Annotated in this window: 19 protein-coding genes; 12 read left to right on the top strand and 7 right to left on the bottom strand. The window is 74.3% G+C overall.

The annotated features are described in order from the left end of the window. Nucleotides 1–80 precede the first annotated feature (80 nt). The 3 genes from ACZ7JZ_RS05565 (at nucleotide 81) to ACZ7JZ_RS05555 (ending at nucleotide 5,202) form a co-directional block, all read left to right on the top strand. Nucleotides 81–2,714, top strand: a complete 2,634-nt coding sequence (locus tag ACZ7JZ_RS05565) for a helicase-associated domain-containing protein (protein ID WP_470933517.1) — start codon at nucleotides 81–83, stop codon at nucleotides 2,712–2,714. Nucleotides 2,715–2,805: 91 nt separating this feature from the next. Further along, nucleotides 2,806–3,417: a DUF4291 domain-containing protein gene (locus ACZ7JZ_RS05560; protein WP_470933515.1), complete on the top strand. Its 612-nt coding sequence runs from the start codon at nucleotides 2,806–2,808 to the stop codon at nucleotides 3,415–3,417. A gap of 141 nt (nucleotides 3,418–3,558) precedes the next feature. Further along, the gene (locus tag ACZ7JZ_RS05555; RefSeq protein WP_470933513.1) at nucleotides 3,559–5,202 is read left to right on the top strand and encodes a DNA repair helicase XPB; all 1,644 of its coding nucleotides are present in this window, start codon (nucleotides 3,559–3,561) and stop codon (nucleotides 5,200–5,202) included. Nucleotides 5,203–5,241: 39 nt separating this feature from the next. Here ACZ7JZ_RS05555 and ACZ7JZ_RS05550 read toward each other — a convergent pair whose 3' ends face one another. Next, the gene (locus tag ACZ7JZ_RS05550; protein ID WP_470933511.1) at nucleotides 5,242–5,427 is read right to left on the bottom strand and encodes a hypothetical protein; all 186 of its coding nucleotides are present in this window, start codon (nucleotides 5,425–5,427) and stop codon (nucleotides 5,242–5,244) included. Between the two features lie 327 nt (nucleotides 5,428–5,754). Between ACZ7JZ_RS05550 and ACZ7JZ_RS05545 the strand changes: the two genes are divergently transcribed. Further along, nucleotides 5,755–7,971, top strand: coding sequence for a HelD family protein (locus tag ACZ7JZ_RS05545; RefSeq protein ID WP_470933509.1), 2,217 nt, complete (start codon nucleotides 5,755–5,757; stop codon nucleotides 7,969–7,971). 41 nt (nucleotides 7,972–8,012) lie between these two features. Here ACZ7JZ_RS05545 and ACZ7JZ_RS05540 read toward each other — a convergent pair whose 3' ends face one another. Next, complete coding sequence (locus tag ACZ7JZ_RS05540; RefSeq protein ID WP_470933507.1) at nucleotides 8,013–8,720, bottom strand: copper homeostasis protein CutC; 708 nt, start codon at nucleotides 8,718–8,720, stop codon at nucleotides 8,013–8,015. A gap of 179 nt (nucleotides 8,721–8,899) precedes the next feature. Here ACZ7JZ_RS05540 and ACZ7JZ_RS05535 point away from each other — a divergent pair, with 179 nt between their 5' ends. Beyond that, a complete protein-coding gene (locus ACZ7JZ_RS05535; RefSeq protein ID WP_470933506.1) occupies nucleotides 8,900–9,634 on the top strand; it encodes an HD domain-containing protein in 735 nt (244 codons plus the stop codon). Nucleotides 9,635–9,756: 122 nt separating this feature from the next. After that, on the top strand, nucleotides 9,757–10,977 hold the full coding sequence (locus tag ACZ7JZ_RS05530; RefSeq protein ID WP_470934162.1) for a Cmx/CmrA family chloramphenicol efflux MFS transporter: 1,221 nt from the start codon (nucleotides 9,757–9,759) through the stop codon (nucleotides 10,975–10,977). 250 nt (nucleotides 10,978–11,227) lie between these two features. Here ACZ7JZ_RS05530 and ACZ7JZ_RS05525 read toward each other — a convergent pair whose 3' ends face one another. Continuing rightward, nucleotides 11,228–11,497, bottom strand: a complete 270-nt coding sequence (locus ACZ7JZ_RS05525; protein ID WP_470933504.1) for a DUF4031 domain-containing protein — start codon at nucleotides 11,495–11,497, stop codon at nucleotides 11,228–11,230. Then, nucleotides 11,494–11,886, bottom strand: a complete 393-nt coding sequence (locus ACZ7JZ_RS05520; RefSeq protein ID WP_470933502.1) for a hypothetical protein — start codon at nucleotides 11,884–11,886, stop codon at nucleotides 11,494–11,496. The genes ACZ7JZ_RS05525 and ACZ7JZ_RS05520 overlap by 4 nt, the downstream gene beginning before the upstream one ends. 213 nt (nucleotides 11,887–12,099) lie before the next feature. Here ACZ7JZ_RS05520 and ACZ7JZ_RS05515 point away from each other — a divergent pair, with 213 nt between their 5' ends. From ACZ7JZ_RS05515 to ACZ7JZ_RS05505, 3 genes are read left to right on the top strand one after another with little or no spacing between them, the layout of a single operon-like run. After that, nucleotides 12,100–12,942 carry a MurR/RpiR family transcriptional regulator gene (locus ACZ7JZ_RS05515; RefSeq protein ID WP_470934160.1) on the top strand — a complete coding sequence of 281 codons (843 nt, stop codon included), beginning with the start codon at nucleotides 12,100–12,102 and terminating at the stop codon, nucleotides 12,940–12,942. A 42-nt stretch (nucleotides 12,943–12,984) separates the two neighbouring features. After that, the gene (gene murQ / locus ACZ7JZ_RS05510) at nucleotides 12,985–13,926 is read left to right on the top strand and encodes an N-acetylmuramic acid 6-phosphate etherase (protein ID WP_470933500.1); all 942 of its coding nucleotides are present in this window, start codon (nucleotides 12,985–12,987) and stop codon (nucleotides 13,924–13,926) included. A gap of 59 nt (nucleotides 13,927–13,985) precedes the next feature. Continuing rightward, nucleotides 13,986–15,482, top strand: a complete 1,497-nt coding sequence (locus ACZ7JZ_RS05505; protein ID WP_470933498.1) for a PTS transporter subunit EIIC — start codon at nucleotides 13,986–13,988, stop codon at nucleotides 15,480–15,482. Nucleotides 15,483–15,574: 92 nt separating this feature from the next. Here the strand turns inward: ACZ7JZ_RS05505 and ACZ7JZ_RS05500 are convergent, their stop codons facing one another. After that, the gene (locus tag ACZ7JZ_RS05500) at nucleotides 15,575–15,853 is read right to left on the bottom strand and encodes a hypothetical protein (RefSeq protein ID WP_470933496.1); all 279 of its coding nucleotides are present in this window, start codon (nucleotides 15,851–15,853) and stop codon (nucleotides 15,575–15,577) included. A 39-nt stretch (nucleotides 15,854–15,892) separates the two neighbouring features. After that, on the bottom strand, nucleotides 15,893–16,111 hold the full coding sequence (locus ACZ7JZ_RS05495) for a hypothetical protein (protein ID WP_470933494.1): 219 nt from the start codon (nucleotides 16,109–16,111) through the stop codon (nucleotides 15,893–15,895). A gap of 125 nt (nucleotides 16,112–16,236) precedes the next feature. Here ACZ7JZ_RS05495 and ACZ7JZ_RS05490 point away from each other — a divergent pair, with 125 nt between their 5' ends. Beyond that, nucleotides 16,237–17,073 carry a helix-turn-helix domain-containing protein gene (locus ACZ7JZ_RS05490; protein WP_470933492.1) on the top strand — a complete coding sequence of 279 codons (837 nt, stop codon included), beginning with the start codon at nucleotides 16,237–16,239 and terminating at the stop codon, nucleotides 17,071–17,073. After that, the gene (locus ACZ7JZ_RS05485) at nucleotides 17,057–17,311 is read left to right on the top strand and encodes a DUF397 domain-containing protein (RefSeq protein WP_470933490.1); all 255 of its coding nucleotides are present in this window, start codon (nucleotides 17,057–17,059) and stop codon (nucleotides 17,309–17,311) included. Before ACZ7JZ_RS05490 ends, ACZ7JZ_RS05485 begins: the two co-directional genes overlap by 17 nt. Here ACZ7JZ_RS05485 and ACZ7JZ_RS05480 read toward each other — a convergent pair. Next, on the bottom strand, nucleotides 17,308–19,095 hold the full coding sequence (locus tag ACZ7JZ_RS05480) for a hypothetical protein (RefSeq protein WP_470933488.1): 1,788 nt from the start codon (nucleotides 19,093–19,095) through the stop codon (nucleotides 17,308–17,310). The genes ACZ7JZ_RS05485 and ACZ7JZ_RS05480 overlap by 4 nt on opposite strands. Before the next feature lie 614 nt (nucleotides 19,096–19,709). On the opposite strand from ACZ7JZ_RS05480, the gene ACZ7JZ_RS05475 reads away from it, so the two are divergent. Beyond that, the gene (locus ACZ7JZ_RS05475; RefSeq protein ID WP_470933486.1) at nucleotides 19,710–20,435 is read left to right on the top strand and encodes a hypothetical protein; all 726 of its coding nucleotides are present in this window, start codon (nucleotides 19,710–19,712) and stop codon (nucleotides 20,433–20,435) included. The last annotated feature ends 474 nt before the right edge of the window (nucleotides 20,436–20,909 follow it).

The following is a 20,909-nucleotide window of genomic DNA, read 5'->3' as shown; positions in this document are numbered from 1 at the left end:
CCCGTACCGCCAGAGCTGACGTTAGCGCCTGCCCCGCGGGGACAGGGGCTAACGTTGGCCGGATCGACCAGGAGGCGAACGTGTCCGAAGGAAGCAGCCCGACCGCCGCCGCGGTGTCCGACGGCGCCGCGGCGCCCGTCGCCGCACCCCGTTCCCTCGCGGAGGCCCTGCGCGCCCGCGACGACGCCTCGCTCGCGGGCCTGCTGCGCGCCCGCGCCGATCTGCTGGGGCCCGTACCGGGGGACCTGACCCAGCTGGCCACCCGGGCCGGGACCCGCGCCTCCGTGGTGCGCGCCCTCGAACGCCTCGACCGGTTCGCGCTCCAGACCGCGGAGGCGCTGGCGGTGGCTCCGGACCCGTGCCCGTACGGGGTCCTCGAAACGCTGATGACGGGCGACGAGCCGGAGGAGGGAGGGGGATGGGCCTTCTCCACGGGCCCCGGCCCCGGATACGCGCCCGACCCCGCCTCCCCCGCCGCCGTCCGCCGCGCCCTGCCCGCCGCCGTCGCCCTGCTGCGCGAGCAGGCGCTGCTGTGGGGCGACGACCAGCGGATGCGGCTGGTGCGCACGGCCCGCGAGCTGCTCGCGCCGGCCGCCTCCCGGCCCTCGCCCACCGGTCTCGGCCCGACCGTCGCCGAGGCCACCGCCGGGATGTCCCCCGGCCGCGTGCAGGAGATCGTCGCCTCGGCGGGGCTGCCCGCCACCCACGACCCGGTGTCGGCCGTCACCGCGCTGACCTCGCTGTTCACCGACCGGACCCGGATGGCGGCCCTGCTGGACGAGGCCCCGGCGGAGGCGCACGTGCTGCTGGGTCGGCTGGTGTGGGGGCCGCCGTACGGGGAGGTGACCGCCGATCCGGCGCCGCCGGTGCGCTGGCTGCGCGACCGCGGGCTGCTGCTGCCGGTGTCGGCGCGGACGGTCGTCCTGCCCCGCGAGGTGGCGCTGTACCTGCGCGGCGGGCGCGCCCACCGCACGCCCGAGCCGGTGGCCCCGCCCGTACCGGCCGCGCGCGAGCACCGTCCACAGCTTGTGGACGGCAATGCGGCCGGGCAGGCCCTGGCGGCCGTCGCCACGGTCGCCGAGCTGCTGTCCTCCTGGGAGCACGCCGGGCCGCTCGTCCTGCGCGCGGGCGGGCTGAGCGTCCGCGACCTCAAGCGGACCGCCGCGGCCCTCGACCTGACCGAGCAGACCACGGCCTTCTGGATCGAGCTCGCCTACGCGGCCGGGCTGCTGGCCAGCGACGGCGAGGCGGACGAGCGGTACGCGCCCACGCCCGCCTACGACGACTGGCTGGAGCTGCCCCCGGCCGAGCGCTGGTCGGTGCTGGCCGCCGCCTGGCTGCCCGCCACCCGCACCCCCGCCCTCGTCGGCGAACAGGACGCCAAGGGCCGCACCCTGGCCGCCCTCGGCCCGGACCTGGACCGCTCGCCGGCCCCCGAGGTCCGCCGCCGGGTGCTCGGCCTGCTGGCCGCCCTCCCGGAGGGCGGCGCGCCCGACGCGGACGCCGTGCTGACCCGGCTGGCCTGGGAGCGGCCGGTGCGCGGGGCGGGCGACCTGCGGGCCCGGCTGGCCCGGTGGACCCTGGACGAGGCCGAGCTGCTGGGCGTCACCGGGCGCGGCGCGCTGTCCTCGTACGGGCGCGCGCTGTACGACGTACCGCCCGCGGGGCACGACGCCCGCCCGGGCGGGGACGCGCAGCCGGACGGGGGCCCGCACCCGCAGGACCCGCACCACCACCCGCACCCCGGGCTGCGCCCCCACCCCGCCGCCGCGGCCCTGCTGGCCCCGCTGCTCCCCGAGCCCGTGGACCACGTCCTGCTCCAGGCCGACCTGACGGCCGTGGCCCCGGGTCCGCTGGAGCGGCACCTCGCCGACACGCTGGCCGTGCTGGCCGACGTGGAGTCGAAGGGCGGCGCGACGGTCTACCGCTTCACCCCCGGCTCCGTACGGCGGGCGCTGGACGCCGGGCGGACGGCCGCCGACCTGAAGGAGTTCCTGGCGGCGCACAGCCGTACGCCGGTCCCGCAGCCCCTCGCGTACCTGGTGGACGACGTGGCCCGGCGCCACGGGCACCTGCGGGTCGGGGCGGCCTCCTCGTACGTGCGCTGCGACGACGACTCGGTGCTCGGCGAGATCCTCGCCGACAAGCGGTCGGCGGGCCTGGGGCTGCGCCGCCTGGCCCCGACCGTCCTGGCCTCCACCGCCGAACCGACCTCCCTGCTCGACGGGTTGAGGTCCCTCGGCTTCGCCCCGGCCGCCGAGTCCGCCACCGGCGACGTGCTCGTCGCCCGCGCCGCCGCGCACCGCACCCCGCCGCGCACTCCGCCCGTGCCCGTCCCGGACGGCCCGCCGCTCCCGGACGCCACCCTGCTGTCCGCGGCGGTACGGGCCATCCGCGCCGGAGACCTCGCGGCGACCGCCGTCCGCAAGGAGCCGGCGGCCTCCGCTCCCGGTGCGGCGCCGCTCGCGCCGGGCGAACTCCCGCGCACCAGCTCCGCGGAGACCCTGGCCACCGTGCAGGCGGCGGCCCTGACGGGCTCGGCGGTGTGGATCGGCTACGTGAACGCCGACGGGGCGGCCAGCCAGCGCGTCATCGCCCCGGTCAGGGTCGAGGGCGGGTTCGTCACGGGCTACGACCACACCGCCGACGAGGTCCGCACGTACCCGCTCCACCGGATCACGGGCGTGGCCGAACTGGCCGAGGACCAGGTGTAGCGGCGCCCACCGGGCCGGGGGCCGTACCGCACCCCGGCCCGCCCCGTAAAACCGCTGGCAGCGGCCACCCCGCAGCGCGCACCCTTTCCCCATGCCCGAGCCGACCCGCGAACAGCCCCTGCCGCACCGCCAGATCAGGGCCCTGCACACGGAGACCACCGTCACCGTCTACCAGGCCTACGCCCCGCGCCTGGGCCTGCCCGCCGCCCGCGACGGCCGCTTCCCGGCCGCGTGGAAGCGGGAGCGGATGACGTGGATCAAGCCCTCGTTCCTGTGGATGATGTACCGCTGCGGCTGGGGCGCGAAGACCGACCAGGAGACCGTGCTCGCCGTCGAGATCACCCGCGCGGGCTTCGAGCGGGCCCTCGCCGGGTCCTGGCTCTCCCACCACGACCCGCGCGTGCACGCCGACAAGCAGGCCTGGAAGGACGGGCTGGCCGGCCGCGAGGCCCGCGTCCAGTGGGACCCCGAGCGGGACCTGCACCTGCGCCCGCTGCCCCACCGCTCCCTCCAGCTCGGCCTGTCCGGCTCCCTGTCCCGCGCCTACGCCGACGACTGGACGGTCTCGATCCGCGACGTCACCCCGCTGGCGCACGGGGTCCGCGCCCTGGTCCGCTCCGGCGACACGGCGGCCGCCCGCGCGCTCCTGCCCCGCGAGAGCCCGTACCCGCTCCCCGAGGGCCTGCCCGCCCACCTGCGCTGACGCCGCCCGGCGGGCCCGTACCGAAAGCAGCTGCGCTGACCCGCCCCGCAGCGCGGGCCGTACGGCACACTGGAGGTTTGGCCGTGCGCACCCGGACGGCCGCCGCCCCCCTGCCGGAAACCCGGGAAGGACGCACGCCAGGTGAACGGTCCGCTCATCGTCCAGAGTGACAAGACGCTGCTCCTCGAAGTCGACCACGAACTCGCCGACGCCTGCCGCCGGGCCATCGCGCCCTTCGCGGAGCTGGAGCGGGCGCCCGAGCACATCCACACCTACCGGGTGACCCCGCTGGGTCTGTGGAACGCGCGCGCGGCCGGGCACGACGCCGAGCAGGTCGTGGACGCCCTCGTGGAGTACTCGCGCTACCCGGTGCCGCACGCCCTGCTGGTGGACGTGGCCGAGACCATGGCCCGGTACGGGCGGCTGACCCTGTCGAAGCACCCCGTGCACGGGCTGGTGCTGACCAGCACCGACCGGCCGGTGCTGGAGGAGATCCTGCGCTCGAAGCGCATCACCCCGCTGGTGGGGGCGCGGATCGACGCGGACACGGTCGCGGTGCACCCCTCGGAGCGGGGGCAGATCAAGCAGACCCTGCTGAAGCTGGGCTGGCCCGCCGAGGACCTCGCCGGGTACGTCGACGGGGAGGCGCACCCGATCGACCTGGCCGAGGACGGCTGGGCGCTGCGCCCGTACCAGCGGCAGGCCGTGGAGGGGTTCTGGCACGGCGGCTCGGGTGTGGTGGTGCTGCCCTGCGGCGCCGGGAAGACCCTGGTCGGCGCGGGTGCGATGGCCGAGGCGAAGGCGACCACGCTGATCCTGGTGACGAACACCGTGTCGGCGCGCCAGTGGAAGCACGAGCTGGTGAAGCGGACCACGCTGACCGAGGACGAGATCGGCGAGTACAGCGGTACGCGCAAGGAGATCCGGCCGGTCACGATCGCCACGTACCAGGTGCTGACGACGAAGCGGAAGGGCATCTACCCGCACCTGGAGCTCTTCGACTCCCGTGACTGGGGCCTGGTCGTCTACGACGAGGTGCACCTGCTGCCGGCGCCGGTGTTCAAGTTCACCGCCGACCTCCAGGCGCGGCGGCGGCTGGGGCTGACGGCGACGCTGGTGCGCGAGGACGGCCGGGAGTCGGACGTGTTCTCGCTGATCGGCCCGAAGCGGTTCGACGCCCCGTGGAAGGAGATCGAGGCGCAGGGCTACATCGCGCCCGCCGACTGCGTGGAGGTCAGGGTGAACCTGACCGAGAGCGAGCGGCTCGCCTACGCGACGGCCGAGACGGAGGAGAAGTACCGCTTCTGCGCGACGACGGCCAGCAAGCGGAAGGTGACCGAGGCGCTGGTGAAGAAGCACCGGGGCGAGCAGACCCTGGTGATCGGCCAGTACATCGACCAGCTGGACGAGCTGGGTGCGCACCTGGACGCCCCGGTGATCAAGGGCGAGACGTCCAACGCGCAGCGGGAGAAGCTGTTCGACGCCTTCCGCGAGGGCGAGATCAGCGTGCTGGTGGTGTCGAAGGTCGCGAACTTCTCCATCGACCTGCCGGAGGCCACGGTGGCCATCCAGGTCTCGGGGACCTTCGGGTCCCGCCAGGAGGAGGCGCAGCGGCTGGGCCGGGTGCTGCGGCCGAAGGCGGACGGGCACGAGGCCCGGTTCTACTCGGTGGTGGCGCGGGACACGATCGACCAGGACTTCGCGGCGCACCGGCAGCGGTTCCTGGCCGAGCAGGGGTACGCGTACCGGATCCTGGACGCCGACGAGCTGCTGGCCGGCGGCTGACCGGCCGGACCGGACAGGGGGCGCGGGTGGCGGCCGCCGTCAGCGGCGGACCACGCCCGCGTCCTCGGCGTACTCGCCGAGCACGACCACGCTGACGGCGGTGGCCGCGAAGACCTTGAAGGCGCGCAGCAGGCTGCCGACGCGGTGCGGGGGGTGGGTGTCGGAGGTGGCGGTGGCGCCGCTCGGGCGGGCGCCCTGCAGGGGGGTGAAGGTTGCGGTGCTCATGTATCCATGGTGCGCCGCCGGCGGCCCCGGCACATCGGCCCGCGGGCGGAACCGCGGGGCGCGCGGGGTCCTCCTCACGTCGCACGGCATCCCCCGCAGGGCTACCCGGGGTCTCATACCTCCGGTCGTTCACCCCTACGGGTGCGGGCGCCCGGCCCGGTTCCCCGGCCCGTAATCCGTTCGCCTCCGCCCCGCCCGCTGACTACAATCTCCGCTCTTGCCGCCTCCCGCCTCCGCGCCGGGGAGAGCCGCCGCCCGGACGGAAACCGGCCGGCTCACGTCACCGCCCGATCCCGAGGACTGATCCAGAGAGCTGGAGGCAGCACCGTGCCCGCGCACGCCCCCGAACACCAGCAGGACACCGCCCGTACGCCCGCCGAGCCCGCCGGACCGGCGGGGGCGTCAGACCCCGCCGACCCGCTCGGCCGCGAGCGCGCGCACCTGGCGGCCTCCCGGTCCGCGCTGCGCGCGATGCGCGAGGACGTCGAGTCCCTCGACATCCGCGACGTGACGGCGAACTGGGTCAACGCGATCGTGCTCCAGGCCCAGATCGACGACCGCATCAAGGCGCTGGCCGACCTCGCGCACACCCCGCTGTTCTTCGGCCGCCTCGACTACCTGCACGCGCCGGGCGCGGACCGGGCGGAGGGCGCCGGGGGCGAGCAGTTCTACATCGGCCGCCGGCACGTGCACGACGGCGAGGGCGACCCGATGGTGATCGACTGGCGGGCGCCGGTCTCGCAGCCGTTCTACCGGGCCTCCAAGCAGGACCCGCAGGACGTCGGGCTGCGCCGCCGCTTCGGCTACACGGGCGGGGAGCTGACGGCGTACGAGGACGAGCACCTGTCGGACCCGGCCGAGGCCGCGGGCGTGAGCAAGCTGCTCCAGCAGGAGATCGAGCGGCCGCGCGTGGGCCCCATGCGGGACATCGTGGCGACGATCCAGCCGGAGCAGGACGAGATCGTGCGGTCCGGGCTGTCGGGCTCGGTGTGCGTGCAGGGGGGTCCGGGGACCGGGAAGACGGCCGTGGGCCTGCACCGGGTGGCCTACCTGCTGTACGCGCACCGGGACCGGCTGGCCCGTACCGGCACCCTGGTCATCGGGCCGAACCGGTCCTTCCTCCACTACATCGAGCAGGTGCTGCCGGCCCTGGGCGAGCTGGAGGTCAAGCAGGCCACGGTCGGCGACCTGGTGGCCCGCCCCGGCGTGGAGGTCCGCGCCGAGGACCCGGCGGCGACGGCCGTGGTCAAGGGCGACGCGCGGATGGCGGAGGTGCTGCGGCGGGCGGTGCGCGGGCACGTCACCATGCCGTCCGAGCCGCTGATGGTGGTCCGCGGCTCGCGGCGCTGGCGGGTGCCGGCGTACGAGCTGGAGGAGATCGTCACCGAGCTCCTCGGGCGCGACATGCGGTACGGGGCGGCCCTGGCCGCGCTGCCGCAGCGGATCGCGCACGCGGTGCTCGTACGGATGGAGCAGGCGGGCGAGGCCCCGGACGACCGGGTGCAGGACCAGGTGGCGCGCAACGCGGCCGTCAAGGCGGCGGTGAAGCAGGTGTGGCCGGTGGTGGACCCGGCGAAGCTGGTGCTGCGGCTGCTGGCGGACGCGGAGTTCCTGGCCGTACACGCGGAGGGGGTCCTCACGGAGGACGAGCAGAAGCTCCTGCTGTGGCCCAGGCCCTTCCGCAGCGTGAAGTCCGCGAAGTGGTCCCCGGCCGACCTGGTCCTGATCGACGAGGCCGCGGACCTGGTCGAGCGCACCCATTCGCTCGGGCACGTGGTCCTCGACGAGGCCCAGGACCTCTCCCCCATGCAGTACCGGGCCGTCGGCCGCCGCTGCACGACCGGCTCGGCGACCGTCCTGGGCGACCTGGCCCAGGGCACCACGCCGTGGGCCACCCGCAGCTGGTCCGAGGCCCTCGCGCACCTGGGCAAGCCGGAGGCGGTACTGGAGGAGCTGACGGCGGGCTTCCGCGTGCCGCGCGAGGTCATCGCGTACGCGTCCCGGCTGCTCCCGGAGATCTCCCCCGGGCTCGCCCCGGTCTCCTCGGTCCGCGAGAACCCCGGCTCACTGGTCGTACGGCGGGTCGGGCACGACGGGGAGGACCCGGCAGCGACCGGAGCGGAGGGGAGCGGCGGTGCGGGACCGGAGGGCACCGGACCGCAGGCCCTGGTCCCCGCCGTGGTCGAGGCCTGCCGCGAGGCCCTGCGGCACGAGGGCTCGGTCGGCCTGATCGCCGCCGACGCCCGCCTGCCGCTGCTGGCGGAGGCCCTGACCGCGGCCGGGCTGCCGTACCTGGCCCCCGGCGAGGAGACCACGGCCGAGTCCCGCCTCACCCTGGTCGCGGCCTCCCTGGCGAAGGGCCTGGAGTACGACTACGTGGTCCTGGACGAACCGGCCGCCGTCGTGGACGGCGAACCCGACGAGCGCACGGGCCTGCGCCGCCTGTACGTCTGCCTCACCCGCGCCGTCTCGGGCCTCACGGCCCTCCACCACGCCCCGCTCCCTGCGGCCCTGGCCGCCGCGGACGGCGGCGCGGCGGCCTGAGCGGCGGGGCGGGGCGGCTGCGCCTCACCCGCACGGCGGCGTCAGCCGTCGAGGGCCCGGCGCCAGTCCTCGACCGCGGCCGGGGAGACCGGGGCGTCCCAGCCGTCGGGGCGGGCCGCGCCGCCGATGTGGAAGGCGTCGATGCCCGCGGCGAGCAGTTCCGGCACGTGGGTCAGCTGGAGTCCGCCGCCGACCAGGATCTGCGGCTCGTACCCCGGCTCGCCCCGCCGGGCGGCCTCCGCGACCAGGACCGGGAGGCCGTCCTGGACGCCGGAGGCGGAGCCCGCCGTGAGGTAGGTGTCGAGGCCGGGGAGGTCGGCGAGGGCCTTGCGGAGCTGGTCGCGGTCGGCGGCGCGGTCGATGGCCCGGTGGAAGGTCCAGCGGCAGCCGTGGAGCTCGGCGGCGAGGGTCTCCACGGCCTGGAGGTCGGGCGTGCCGTCCGGGAGCAGGAAGCCGAGTACGAACTCCTCCGCGCCCTCCGCGCGCAGCCCGCGGGCCGCCTCGACCAGGGCGTCGAGGTCCGCGCGGCCGCCGGCGGCGAAGCCGTCGGACAGCCGGAGCATCACGCGCAGCGGGATGTCGACGGCGGCGCGGATCGCGGCGAAGGTCTCGCGCGGCGGGGTCAGTCCGTCCGCGGCCATGTCGGTGACCAGTTCCAGACGGTCCGCTCCACCGGCCTGGGCGGCGGTCGCGTCCTCGGCGCTGAGGGCGATCACCTCCAGGACCGCACGGCCTGCACGGCTGCTCATAGGGCCTCATTCCTTCGGGAAGACGGATATACACACGCAAGCTCAGAAAGCTGACGATATGGAGAATAGGTCTAGTCCAATTACAGGGTACGGGCGCCGAGCCGCGTTCCACCAGCACATTCACGCCACCGCCACCCCTCCCACACCGTCACCTCCCCCGCCCGGACGACAATGGCCGCATGGCTACCGACACCGCCCGGACCGCACCAGAACTCGCGGATCGGCTCGTACAACGCTGGCACGAGACCGTCCGCGCCGCCCGCGGAGCGGCCGCGGCCGCAGACCGGCCCGCTGACGCATCCGCCGCGCCGGCCGCCACCCCCGCAGCCGACGCAGCCACCGCCGTCGACCCCGCGCCCTACGCGGCCCGCCTGCTGACCGCCTGGGCCGAACCGCAGCGCCGGTACCACACCACCGCCCACCTGGCCGCCGTCCTGGACCACGTCGACGCGCTCGCCGCCCACGCCGAGGACCCCGAGGCCGTCCGCCTCGCCGCCTGGTTCCACGACGCCGTCTACCGGCCCGACCGCTCCGAGAACGAGGAGCGCAGCGCCGCCCTCGCCGAGCGGGCCCTGCCCGAGCTCGGCCTGCCCGCGGCCCGTACCGCCGAGGTCGCCCGCCTGGTCCGGCTCACCGTCACCCACGACCCCGCGCCCGGGGACACCAACGGCGAGGTGCTGTGCGACGCCGACCTCGCGGTGCTCGCCGGGGACCCCGACTCCTACGCCGCGTACGTCGCCGCCGTCCGCGAGGAGTACTCCTTCGTGCCCGAGGACGCCTTCCGGGAGGGCCGCGCGGCCGTCCTGCGCCAGCTCCTCGACCTCCCCCGGCTCTTCCGCACCCCGTACGGCACCGCGCACTGGGAGCCCGTGGCCCGCCGCAACCTCGCCGCGGAACTGGCCACGCTGACGTAGCCCCTCCCCCGGAACCGGCTCCGGAACCGTGAACGCCGTGTGACGCCCCGCACGGCGGGGGAATGGACCGGACTTGCTCGGGGTTGATCCAGTTCATGCCCGCAGCGACCGAACGCCCCCGTATGCCCGTGGCCGTCTACATCCTCGGCCTGTCCGTCTTCGCCCTCGGCACCAGCGAGTTCATGCTGTCCGGGCTGCTCCCGCCGATCGCACGGGACATGGACGTCACCATCCCGCAGGCCGGACTGCTCATATCCGCGTTCGCGATCGGCATGGTCGTCGGCGCCCCGCTGCTGGCCGTGGCCACCCTGCGGCTGCCCCGCCGCACCACCCTGGTCTCCCTGATCACCCTCTTCGGCCTCGGGCAGGTCGCGGGCGCCCTCGCCCCCTCGTACGAGCTCCTCTTCGCCTCCCGGGTGCTCAGCGCGCTCGCCTGCGCCGGGTTCTGGTCGGTGGGCGCGGCCGTGGCCATCGCGATGGTCCCGCAGAACGCCCGGGCCCGCGCCATGGCCGTGATGATCGGCGGGCTGTCCATCGCGAACGTGCTCGGCGTGCCGGCCGGGGCCTTCCTCGGCGAGTACTGGGGCTGGCGCTCCGCCTTCTGGGCCGTGGCCGCCGCCTCCGCGGTCGCCCTCGCCGGGATCCTGCTGCGCATCCCGCACATCCCGCTGCCCGAGCAGAAGCCGACGCTCCGGCGCGAGCTGCGGATCTACCGGGACCGGCAGGTGTGGCTGTCCGTGGCCGTGACCGCGCTCGCCGCGGGCGGGGTCTTCTGCGCCTTCAGCTACCTGGCGCCGCTGCTGACGGACGTCGCCGGGCTGGACTCCGGCTGGGTGCCGTGGGTGCTGGGGCTCTTCGGGCTGGGCGCACTGATCGGTACGGCCGTCGGGGGCCGGTACGCCGACGCGAACCTCTTCCGCGTCACCATCGGCGGAACGGTCCTCTCCACCGCCTTCCTGGCCGCCCTGGCCCTCCTCGGCGGCCTGGCCGCGGCCGCCGTCGCCCTGGCCTTCCTGCTCGGCGTCTCGGCCTTCTTCACGGCCCCCGCGCTGAACGCCCGCATGTTCAACGTCGCGGGCGCGGCCCCCACGCTGGCCGGTGCGACCACGACCGCGGCCTTCAACCTGGGCAACACGGGTGGGCCGTGGCTGGGCGGCACGGTGATCGACGCCGGGCTCGGCTATCCGGCGGCCGCCTGGGCCGGGGCGGCCATGACCCTGGCGGCGGCGGCCCTGGCCGTCGTCTCCCTGCGCCTGTCGCACCGCACCCCGCCACCCCCGACCCGCATCGTGGCCACCCACCCCGCGGCCCCGGCCCGGCCAACCACCACCCCGGTCGCGTAGCCGCCGGGTCCGCTGCGCGGGCCCTTCCCCTACCCGCCCCTTCCCGAAACCGGGGGCAGGCCCCCGGACCCCCATACCGTGCGCTCCGCGCCCGGTGCGCTCAAACGCCGCGCAGGCTGGATACCTCCAGCCCCGCCGGCGTTTGAGGCGCGGGGTCTGGGGCGGAGCCCCAGTTCGGGAAGGAGGGGGTCCCCCCGGACGGAGTCTGGGGGAGGGTAGGGGAACAGGCCCCGCGCAGCGGGACCCGGGGTCAGGGGGCGGGGCGGCCCTTGGGGCGGCGGAGGCCCGCGGCGGTCAGGCGGCGGACCAGCTCCTTGCTCCCGACCTCAACCGCCCCCGCAGCAACGGCAGCCGCATAGTGCTCAGACGGCACGTCGTAGTGATCCCCGTCAAACGCCCGCTCCGGCGCCCCGATCACCACCGCAAACGCGTGCAGCTCCTCGTACGACACGTCACTGACCAGGTGCGACCACATCCGCCCGTGCCCCGGCCAGGTAGGCGGATCGATGTAGACCGTCACGCGCCCAGGTCCCGCCCGCCGCCGCCGAAGACGGCGGACAGCGTCCCGACCGACGCCACCTTCACCCCGGCCTTCCCGCACACCCAGTGCGGATCCGGCCCGAGCTCCGGCTCGACGTCCAGCGCGTGCGGCTCCCCGTGCCCGCAGACCGGGCACAGCGGCCAGCGCCCGTACTTCTCCAGCAGCGCGTCCTGGACGTCCTGGGCGACCAGCCCGGCCAGGTAGTCGACCCCCTCCGGCCACTGCTCCACCCACCACCGCCGGTGCACGACGGAGTCCTCGACGAGCGAGACGACGTCGGCGTCGGCGACCCGCCCCGCGACGAGATCGGCGAGGACGAGGGCACGGGCGGCGTGGAGCGCCGTCTCCAGCGGGGTCGAGTGGTCCATGGGCCCATTGTGGCCCCGGAGGCGTCCAGGGACGAAGGGCCTCGTCCTCCACTCCCTAAGACACGTTTTTGTCATGCCTTACGCCGTCTTGAACTGGATCACTGCTGAAAATACCTTTCAGGTGTGAGCACGCCACGGAAGAAAACCTTCACCGAGGCCCCGTCCCGGCCGCCGGCCCCGACCGCAGCCGCCCCCGCCGCCCTCCGCGCCCGCATCCGCGGCCTCGCCCCCTCCATGACCCGCTCCATGCAGGCCGTGGCCGAAGCCGTCGCCGCCGACCCCGCCGGCTGCGCGGCCCTCACCGTCACCGCCCTCGCGGAGCGCACCGGCACCAGCGAGGCCACCGTCGTCCGCACCGCCCGCACCCTCGGCTACCCCGGCTACAAGGAGCTCCGCCTCGCCCTCGCCGGGCTCGCGGCCCAGCAGGAGTCCGGCGCCGCCCCCGCCGTCACCGCCGACATCACCGTCGAGGACCCCCTCGCCGACGTGGTCGCCAAACTCGCCGCCGACGAGCGCCAGACCCTCGCCGACACCGCCGCCGCCCTGGACCTCACCGCCCTCGCGGGCGCCGTCGCCGCCCTCGCCGCCGCCCGCCGCATCGACATATACGGGGTCGGCGCCAGCGCCCTCGTCGCCCAGGACCTCGCCCAGAAGCTGCTGCGCATCGGCCTGATCGCCCACGCCCACGGCGACGCCCACCTGGCCATGACCAACGCCGTCCAGCTCCGCCCCGGGGACGCCGCCGTCGCCGTCACCCACTCCGGCACCACCGGCGACGTGGTCGACCCCCTCCGCACGGCCTTCGGACGCGGCGCGACCACCATCGCGATCACCGGCCGCCCCGAGGCCCCCGTCACCCGCTGCGCCGACCTGGTCCTGACCACCTCCACCGCCCGCGAGAGCGAGCTGCGCCCGGCGGCCATGTCCAGCCGTACGAGCCAACTGCTCGTCGTGGACTGCCTGTTCGTCGGGGTGGCCCAGCAGACGTACGAGACCGCGGCCCCCGCCCTCGCCGCCTCCTACGAAGCCCTCGCCCCCCGCCACCGCACCCCCTGACCCCGCCCCGCCCGCCCGCACCACCGACTGGAGACCGCACCCGTGAACACCCCCCTGTACACCGAACTCCGCGCCCAGCTCGACGCCCTCACCACCGAGGCCTTCCGCCCCGAACTCGCCGACATCGACCGGCGGTCCACCCTCGACATCGTCCGCACCATGAACGCCGAGGACGCCACCGTCCCCGCCGCCGTCGCCGCACAGCTCCCGCAGATCGCCGCCGCCGTCGACGCCGTCGCCGCCCGCATGGCCCGCGGCGGCCGCCTCGTCTACATGGGCGCCGGGACCGCCGGCCGGATGGGCGTGCTCGACGCCAGCGAGTGCCCGCCCACCTTCAACACCGACCCCGCCCAGGTCGTGGGCCTGATCGCGGGCGGCCCCTCCGCGATGGTGACGGCCGTCGAGGGCGCCGAGGACTCCCCCGAGCTGGCCGCCCTCGACCTGGCGGCCCTCCACGTCGGCCCGGACGACACCGTGGTCGGCATCTCCGCCTCCGGCCGCACCCCGTACGCCGTGGGGGCCGTGGAGTACGCCCGCAGCCTCGGAGCGCTCACGGTCGGGCTGTCCTGCAACGCCGGCAGCGCCCTGGCCGCCGCGGCCGAGCACGGCATCGAGGTGGTCGTCGGCCCCGAGTTCCTGACCGGCTCCACCCGCCTGAAGGCCGGTACGGCGCAGAAGCTCGTCCTCAACCTGCTCTCGACGGTCACGATGATCCGCCTCGGCAAGACCTACGGGAACCTGATGGTCGACCTGCGCGCCTCCAACGAGAAGCTGCGCGCCCGCTCCCGCCGGATCGTCGCCCAGGCCACCGGCGCCCCAGACGAGGAGATCGAGGCCGCACTCGCCGCCAGCGGCGGCGAGGTCAAGCAGGCGATCCTCGTCATCCTCGGCGCGGTCGACGCCCCCACCGCCGCCCGCCTGCTGGACGCCTCCGCGGGCCGCCTCCGCGAGGCCCTGGCCGCGGCGGCCGCAGACGCCCGCTGAGCCCGCACCTCCCCCGAGCACCCCGCACTGCCCGCACCCCCCGAAGCAAGGCACCCACCATGGCCGATGACAAGAACCGCGCCACCGCCGCCGCGATCCTTCCGCTGGTCGGCGGCCCCGACAACATCACCTCGATCGCCCACTGCATGACCCGCCTGCGGATCGGCCTGCGCGACCGCAGCCTGGTCCAGGAGGAGGCCCTGAAGGCCGTCCCCGCGGTCATGGGCGTGGTCGAGGACGACACGTACCAGATCGTCCTGGGCCCCGGCACGGTGGCCCGGGTCACTCCCGAGTTCGAGGCCCTCGTCGCCCAGGGCCGCACGCCGACGGACAGCCCGGCCCCAGCCCCCGGAAACCCGACGACGGCCGACGAACTCGCCGCCCAGGGAGCCGCCCTGAAAGCAGCTCAGAAGGCGAAGAACTCCACCCCCTTCAAACTGCTCCTCCGCCGGATCGCGAACATCTTCGTCCCGCTGATCCCCGCCCTCATCGGCTGCGGCATCATCGCTGGCCTCAACGGGCTCCTGACGAACCTGGGTTGGGCCCCGGCCCTGGTCCCCGCCCTGGCCGCGATGGCCTCGGGCTTCATGTCCCTGATCGCGGTCTTCGTCGGCTACAACACCGCGAAGGAGTTCGGCGGCACCCCGATCCTCGGCGGCGCGGTCGCCGCGATCATCGTCTTCCCGGGCGTCGCGAAGATCACCGCTTTCGGCCTGACCCTCTCCCCCGGCCAGGGCGGCGTCCTCGGCGCGCTCGGCGCGGCCGTCCTCGCCGTGTACGTGGAGAAGTGGTGCCGCCGCTGGGTGCCGGAGTCCCTGGACGTCCTGGTCACCCCGACCCTCACGGTCCTGATCTCCGGCCTGGTCACCATCTTCGGCCTGATGTTCGTCGCGGGCGAGGTCTCCCAGGCCATCGGCACCGGCGCCGACTGGCTCCTCACCCACGGCGGCGCCCTCGCCGGCCTGGTCCTCGGCGGCCTCTTCCTCCCGCTGGTCATGCTCGGCCTGCACCAGGCCCTGATCCCCATCCACACCACCCTGATCGAGCAGCAGGGATACACCGTCCTGCTGCCGATCCTCGCGATGGCGGGCGCCGGCCAGGTCGGCGCGGCGATCGCGGTCTACTTCCGCCTCCCCCGCAACGGCTCGATCCGCAGCACCATCAAGTCCGCCCTCCCGGCCGGCTTCCTGGGCGTAGGCGAACCCCTCATCTACGGGGTCTCCCTCCCCCTCGGCCGCCCCTTCATCACCGCCTGCGTCGGCGGCGCGGCCGGCGGCGCCTTCGTCGGACTCTTCAACCAGCTCGGCCTGTCCTTCGGCTCCACCGCCATCGGCCCCTCGGGCTGGGCCCTCTTCCCCCTCCTCGACGGCGACCACGGCATGCTCGCCACCATCGCCGTCTACGCGGCGGGCCTGGGCGTCGGCTACCTCGTCGGCTTCCTCGCCACGTACTTCTTCGGCTTCACGAAGGAGATGCTGGCCGAGTTCGACACGGGCGAAGAGGACCCCGCGCCCACCCCGCCCCCGACACCGGACCGTGAACCCGCCCTGACCTGACCCCTCCGGCCCCACCGAACCACCCCGCGCCGCGCCGTACACCTCACGGCGCGGCCGGTGTCCGTCCACGGGTCCCGGTCAGAGGGCACTGCTCACACAGCCTCCCCCGCCGACGACTCCCCCGTCAGCTTGGCCAGCCTGTCCGCCACCGCTTGCGGATCGACAGGGCCGTTCACCCGCTCGCAGTCGGCGAGCAACTCGTCCAGCGCGTCCCGCTCAAGCTGTCGGTGCGCGGCGCGTTCCAGATACGCGGAAACGCCACGCGGCCCGACCCGCTCGCGAATGGCCTGGAGCGTGCCCGCCGTCAGCGTGACGGAGATACCGCTGCTCGGCCCCTCACCGGGTACCGGGGCTTCATCGGCCTCACCCATGCCGGCACCACGCCTCTCGGACGCCTCCGGAAAGCCGGCTCACGCCTGAGACCGCTCGTGCAGTACGGCGGCCAGCCGCATGGCCGTGTCGAGGTTGCAGCGGCCCAGGTCGATCAGCGGCAGCCCGTACGCCCCGGCGGCCGACACCTGGTCCATCCCGAGGGACGGCAGCACGACCCCGACCCCGTCCAGCGCCTCCCTCAACTGCGTGATCGCCTCCTGAACCGCCTGAAACCGCTCGTGCGCCTGGAGCACCATGGGGGCGCCGCCTTTCCACTCTGCCGACTCTGAGTATTCGACTTCTGTACACAGCGTGGCGACGGCGTCGCTAGCCTTTCAAGGACGGCAGCCGAACAACGGCACCTGTTGCCGAGGGAGTTCTCATGGCAGCGAAGAACCTCGACCCGTCCTCCTCACCACGGGCGCTGCTCGGCGCGGAGCTGCGCGTGGCACGGGAACGGGCGGGCAAGAGCCAGGCCGAACTGGGCGAACCGCTCTTCGTCAGCGGCTCGTTCATCGGCCAACTGGAGGCGGGTACGCGGCGGATGCACGTGGACTTCGCCCGGCAGATCGACGAACTGCTCGGCACGAACGGCTTCTTCGAGCGGAACTGCGGGGCAGCGGCGAAGTCGAAGTATCCGGACCACTTCGCGGAGGCGGCGGAGGCGGAGACCGAGGCGACGACGATTCGGGAGTACGCCCCCCTGATCGTTCCGGGCCTGCTCCAGACCGAGGCCTATGCACGCGCCATCTTCCGCGCCTATCAGCCGACGGCAACGGAAGACGTCATCGAGGAGCTGGTGACGAACCGGCTGGAGCGGGCCGCCCTTCTGCGGGACCCAACACTGCCCATGTTGTGGTGCGTTCTAGACGAGGCCGTAGTACGCCGCGTGGTCGGTGGGCGCCCCGCCATGGCGGAGGCTTTGAGGCACATCGCGAAGCTGATCCGTGCGCACCGGATCATCGTGCAGGTGCTCCCGTTCGCCCAGGGCGCGCACGCGTCGCTGGCGGGAACGCTCAAGCTCATGACCTTCGCCATCGCACCCCCGCTGGCGTACGTGACGGCTCTTGGCGCGGGCCAGCTCTTCGACGATCCGGCTACTGTCGCCCACCACACGCTGACCTACGATCTCCTCACAGCCAGCGCGCTTTCACCAAGCGACTCCCTGGCTCTGATCGAGTCGGTGGCGGAGGACTACGAACATGACCAAGACGCCTGAGTACGACCTGTCTACAGCCACCTGGCACAAGTCCAGCTACAGCGCAGGGGACGGCGGCGACTGCCTGGAGATGGCCACTTGGCGCAAGTCCACCTACAGCGGCGGCGACGGCGGGAACTGCCTGGAAGTCGCAGACGGAGTGACCGGCATCGTCCCCGTCCGCGACTCCAAGCGGCCCGACGGCCCCCACCTGGCGTTCAACGCGCCGGCGTGGGCCGTCTTCGTGGCCTCGCTCTAGACGCGCCGGGCCGCGGCCCGGCGGCGGGACAGGGCGAGGAAGCCGCCGCCGAGGCCGAGGGCCACGGCGGCGGCCCCGCCCGCGTACAGGGCCGTCGTACCGGTGACCGCCAGGTCCCCGCCGCCACCGCCGCCGCCGGTACCGGACGTGCTGCCCGTACCACTCGTACCGCCGGTGCTGCTGCCGGTCGTACCGGAGTCACCACCGGCCGTGTTGCCGCCGGCAGTGGACCCGCCCGCGGTGGTGCCCTCCGTGCCGCCGGTGGAGCCCGTGTCGCCGCCGGCGGAGCCCGTACCGCCCGTGGTACCGGTGTCGGTCGGGTTGACCACCAGCTGCGCGGTGTTGTTCTTCGGCTGCACGTCGCCCTCACCGTCCTCGGTGATCCAGGTCTTGAAGGTGCCCGCCGCGTCCTTCAGGTCCTCGTCCAACTTCAGCTTGAACGTGAACTCCCACTCGTCACCGGGCTTGATGTAGTCCCGGTCGGGCACGTGCACGCTGCAACGCCAGCTCGGCACCGGGCCCGGGTCCGGCGTGCCGTCCCCGTCCTCGCCGCGGTCGCCCTCCCACTGCGGGCAGCGCGGGTCGCTCTCCACCATGGAGACGCCGTCGGGCAGCTCCAGACTGGCGACCACGCTGTACGGGTCGGCGAGCATCCACGCAGGGCCGTTGTTGCGCACCCCGACCCTGGCCGTGACCGTGTCGCCGGCCTTGCCCGTGACCGAACCGCCGAGCGCCTCGAAGTCGGCGTTCGTGCCCGGCACCCGCAGCCGCACCCGCTCCCCGTTGTTCCACGGGTTCGTGTCCTTGACCCCGTCCATCGCCGCCGCGCGGGCCGCCGGGGCCTGGACCTCCTTGAGCGCCAGCGCGGCGCCCTTGCCCTTGCGGATCGCGCGGTCCAGCTTCCAGGCCTTGCGGTTCGGGGCCACGTCCTCCAGGACCTCGAAGGAGAAGCTCTCGTTGTACCGGGCGTGCGGAAGCACCTTCACCGACATCGGCGCGCTCAGCTCGTACGTCTTGCCGGGCAGGAAGGTGCCCTTGATCCGGCACATGTACGTCGTACTGCCCGTGGTGCCCGCGTGGAGCACGGTGCCGTCCGCGTACGCGCAGTTGGAGTACTCGGCGCCGCGCGCCAGCCCGTACGAGGCGTCGCCGATCAGGAGGACGTCGGTGACGGCCTCCTGGCCCTTGTTGGAGAAGGTGTGGGGAACCGAGAAGCGGCGGCCCGGCTTCGCCTGCACATCGGTGCCGCCCTTCCAGTGCACGGCCAGGTCGGGGCCGCCGACGACCACCTCGGTGCTGCCCGCCACGACGGTCCGGCCGTCGATCTCGGCCGTCACCTTCACGGTCCCGCGGGCGCCCGGCTTCGCGTCCTCCTTCGCGTAGAGGGACAGCCCGGTGAACTCCCGCAGGCCCCCGGCCCGCAGCCGCACGTCCTCGATCTCGCAGACGACCTTCGTGCCGACCGTCGGGCAGTCGTCGTACGGGAAGTCGACCACGCCCCAGCCGAAGTCGGCGATCCCGGCGAAGTCGAGGACGAAGGTCATCTTTCCGCTGTACTCGGCGCCCTTGTTCTCGAAGAACGCCTTCAGCTCCTGCCCGCGGCCGGGGGCGAGGTTCACCTTCCCGGGCGCGATCGAGAAGCGGACCTGCCCGTCCTCGGCGGGCGGAGCCTTCACAGTGGTGAGGGCGGACGGAGCGGCGGACACGGCGGCGACGGCGGCCGGGGCGGACAGCCCGAGGGCGACCAGCCCGGCCGCGGCGAGGAGCGGGAGACGAGACTTCATGCCCGGTTGGACCCGGACGACGGGCCGATCGTTGTACGGACCTAGATCACGAAGGGATCACACCTACCGGACCGGGACACTCCGGGCACCAGCCCCGCCCCCGAGCCGCCGGACAGCCCCCGCCACGTAGCGATCCGCCGCGGCCGGTGGTCCTTCCGCCCGAAGGGCGGGGCCCAGAGGAACGGGATCAGCTGGGCCGACGCTGACCGGCGACGGCTCCCGCCCCGGAATCACCGTCACGCATGGCGGGATGCCCCCAACCGGCCACCCCGCCAACCCCGCTGAGGGCCACAGCTCAACCCGCAAGCGAGGGCCTACCTCTCAGCTCCCCGCGTCCGCGTCCGCGTCCGCGTCCGCCAAAATGCTTGTACGGTCGGCAGGTTGACCGTTCATGTCCACGGGGGGACGCCATGAGTACCGAAACCACGGGAAACGCATCTCCTGCGCCGGAGCCGACGGCGGCAGCACCCGCACCCGCACCCGCACCCGCACCCGCAATCCAACCCCCACAGGAAGCTCAACCCCCCGCCCCCTCAACCCCCCGCCCCCCAGGCCGCCTTCGGCGCGCCTGGGCCCGGTTCCGGCGGGCCGGGGCCGCGAATCAGATCGCGGTGGTGACCCTGGTGCTCGGGCTGGTGCCGCTGCTGACCCCGGCAGCCACGTCCGCATACGAGGCCGCCTTCGGCGAGCCGGCCCTCGGCGTGCACACCGGGCTCGGCAACGACCCCTGCGTCAGCACCTGGATGGTCAACCCGGGAAACGAGCACCTGCGCGCCCGCCTGACGGACATCGACACGCAGGACCGGTTGCTCACGCGCTGGGAGCGCGAGCGCCGCATCACCCACCACCGCGAGGTGGACGCCTCGGTCTCGATGCGGGCAGCCACCCAGACCCCCGTACAGATCCAGGAAGTGAAGGTCACCGTCCTCCGCCGGGAGGCACCGCTGCCCGGCCGCCCCGTCCCGCCCGCCGGCTGCGGCGGAGACGTCAGCCGGGCCCTGTTCGTGGACCTCGACACCCTGCCGGTCGGCAGGCCCGTGAGCTGGCGCTACCTCCAGAACAGCCCGCACCAGAAGGCGGCCCGCGCGGAGTCCCTCCGCTGGAACAAGATCCCGCTCACCCTCCCCTACAACCTCACCCGCCCCAAGTACCTCGGCCTGCTCTTCGTCGGCCGCACCCAGCAGCACTACACGGAGTGGCGGGCCACCGTCACGTGGTGGGACGGGGAGCAGGTCCACGAGACGGTGCTCGACGACGAGGGCAGGCCGTTCCGGGTCTCCGCAGCGACAACAGACGCAGCCGCGGGCGAAGCACCCGCAGAACCGACGGCCACCCGATGAACGAGCCCCACACCCAGCCCCAGCCGCGCACCCACACCCAACCCCGACCCGAACCCCACACCCCCTACACCGCAGCCGCCCTGGCCGTAGCCGCCGTCCACACCCTCGGTACGCTGCCCTTCCAGATCGACTGGGCCGACGAACTGGGCGAGGCGACCTCCGTCCCGGACCTCTTCCGGCTCCTGACCGTCTCGCCGAGCCTGCTCATCAGCCCCCACACCGGCTTCGCGGCCTTCGCCGCCGAGGCCTGGTGGCTGCTCGCCTTCCTGTGTCTGCTCACCGCACCCGCGGCACTCCTCGCCCGCCGCGCCGCCCCGGGCGCCGACCGCGGCAACGCGCTCCAGATCGCCTACGCGGCAGCCGCCGCGCCCGCCGCACTGCTCGCCCTCGCCCTCACCCGCCTCGGCAGCCTCGCCGCCGCCTCCGCGGACCGGGGCTCGGACACCGTGCTCCTGCTCTCCGACGCCCGCGCGG

This window comes from Streptomyces sp. NPDC038213 (assembly GCF_055600495.1).
Note: the sequence above shows the minus strand (reverse complement) of the source record. Positions and strands in the feature narration are given on the sequence as shown.

What these genes read in the sequence shown, in the direction of transcription:
- ACZ7JZ_RS05505 (WP_470933498.1), top strand. Translation starts at nt 13,986, where the DNA reads ATGGCCGATGACAAGAACCGCGCCACCGCCGCCGCGATCCTTCCGCTG.
- ACZ7JZ_RS05540 (WP_470933507.1), bottom strand. Translation starts at nt 8,720, where the DNA reads ATGAGCAGCCGTGCAGGCCGTGCGGTCCTGGAGGTGATCGCCCTCAGC.
- ACZ7JZ_RS05490 (WP_470933492.1), top strand. Translation starts at nt 16,237, where the DNA reads ATGGCAGCGAAGAACCTCGACCCGTCCTCCTCACCACGGGCGCTGCTC.
- ACZ7JZ_RS05495 (WP_470933494.1), bottom strand. Translation starts at nt 16,111, where the DNA reads ATGGTGCTCCAGGCGCACGAGCGGTTTCAGGCGGTTCAGGAGGCGATC.
- ACZ7JZ_RS05560 (WP_470933515.1), top strand. Translation starts at nt 2,806, where the DNA reads ATGCCCGAGCCGACCCGCGAACAGCCCCTGCCGCACCGCCAGATCAGG.
- ACZ7JZ_RS05485 (WP_470933490.1), top strand. Translation starts at nt 17,057, where the DNA reads ATGACCAAGACGCCTGAGTACGACCTGTCTACAGCCACCTGGCACAAG.
- ACZ7JZ_RS05500 (WP_470933496.1), bottom strand. Translation starts at nt 15,853, where the DNA reads ATGGGTGAGGCCGATGAAGCCCCGGTACCCGGTGAGGGGCCGAGCAGC.
- ACZ7JZ_RS05480 (WP_470933488.1), bottom strand. Translation starts at nt 19,095, where the DNA reads ATGAAGTCTCGTCTCCCGCTCCTCGCCGCGGCCGGGCTGGTCGCCCTC.
- ACZ7JZ_RS05535 (WP_470933506.1), top strand. Translation starts at nt 8,900, where the DNA reads ATGGCTACCGACACCGCCCGGACCGCACCAGAACTCGCGGATCGGCTC.
- ACZ7JZ_RS05550 (WP_470933511.1), bottom strand. Translation starts at nt 5,427, where the DNA reads ATGAGCACCGCAACCTTCACCCCCCTGCAGGGCGCCCGCCCGAGCGGC.
- ACZ7JZ_RS05520 (WP_470933502.1), bottom strand. Translation starts at nt 11,886, where the DNA reads ATGGACCACTCGACCCCGCTGGAGACGGCGCTCCACGCCGCCCGTGCC.
- ACZ7JZ_RS05530 (WP_470934162.1), top strand. Translation starts at nt 9,757, where the DNA reads ATGCCCGTGGCCGTCTACATCCTCGGCCTGTCCGTCTTCGCCCTCGGC.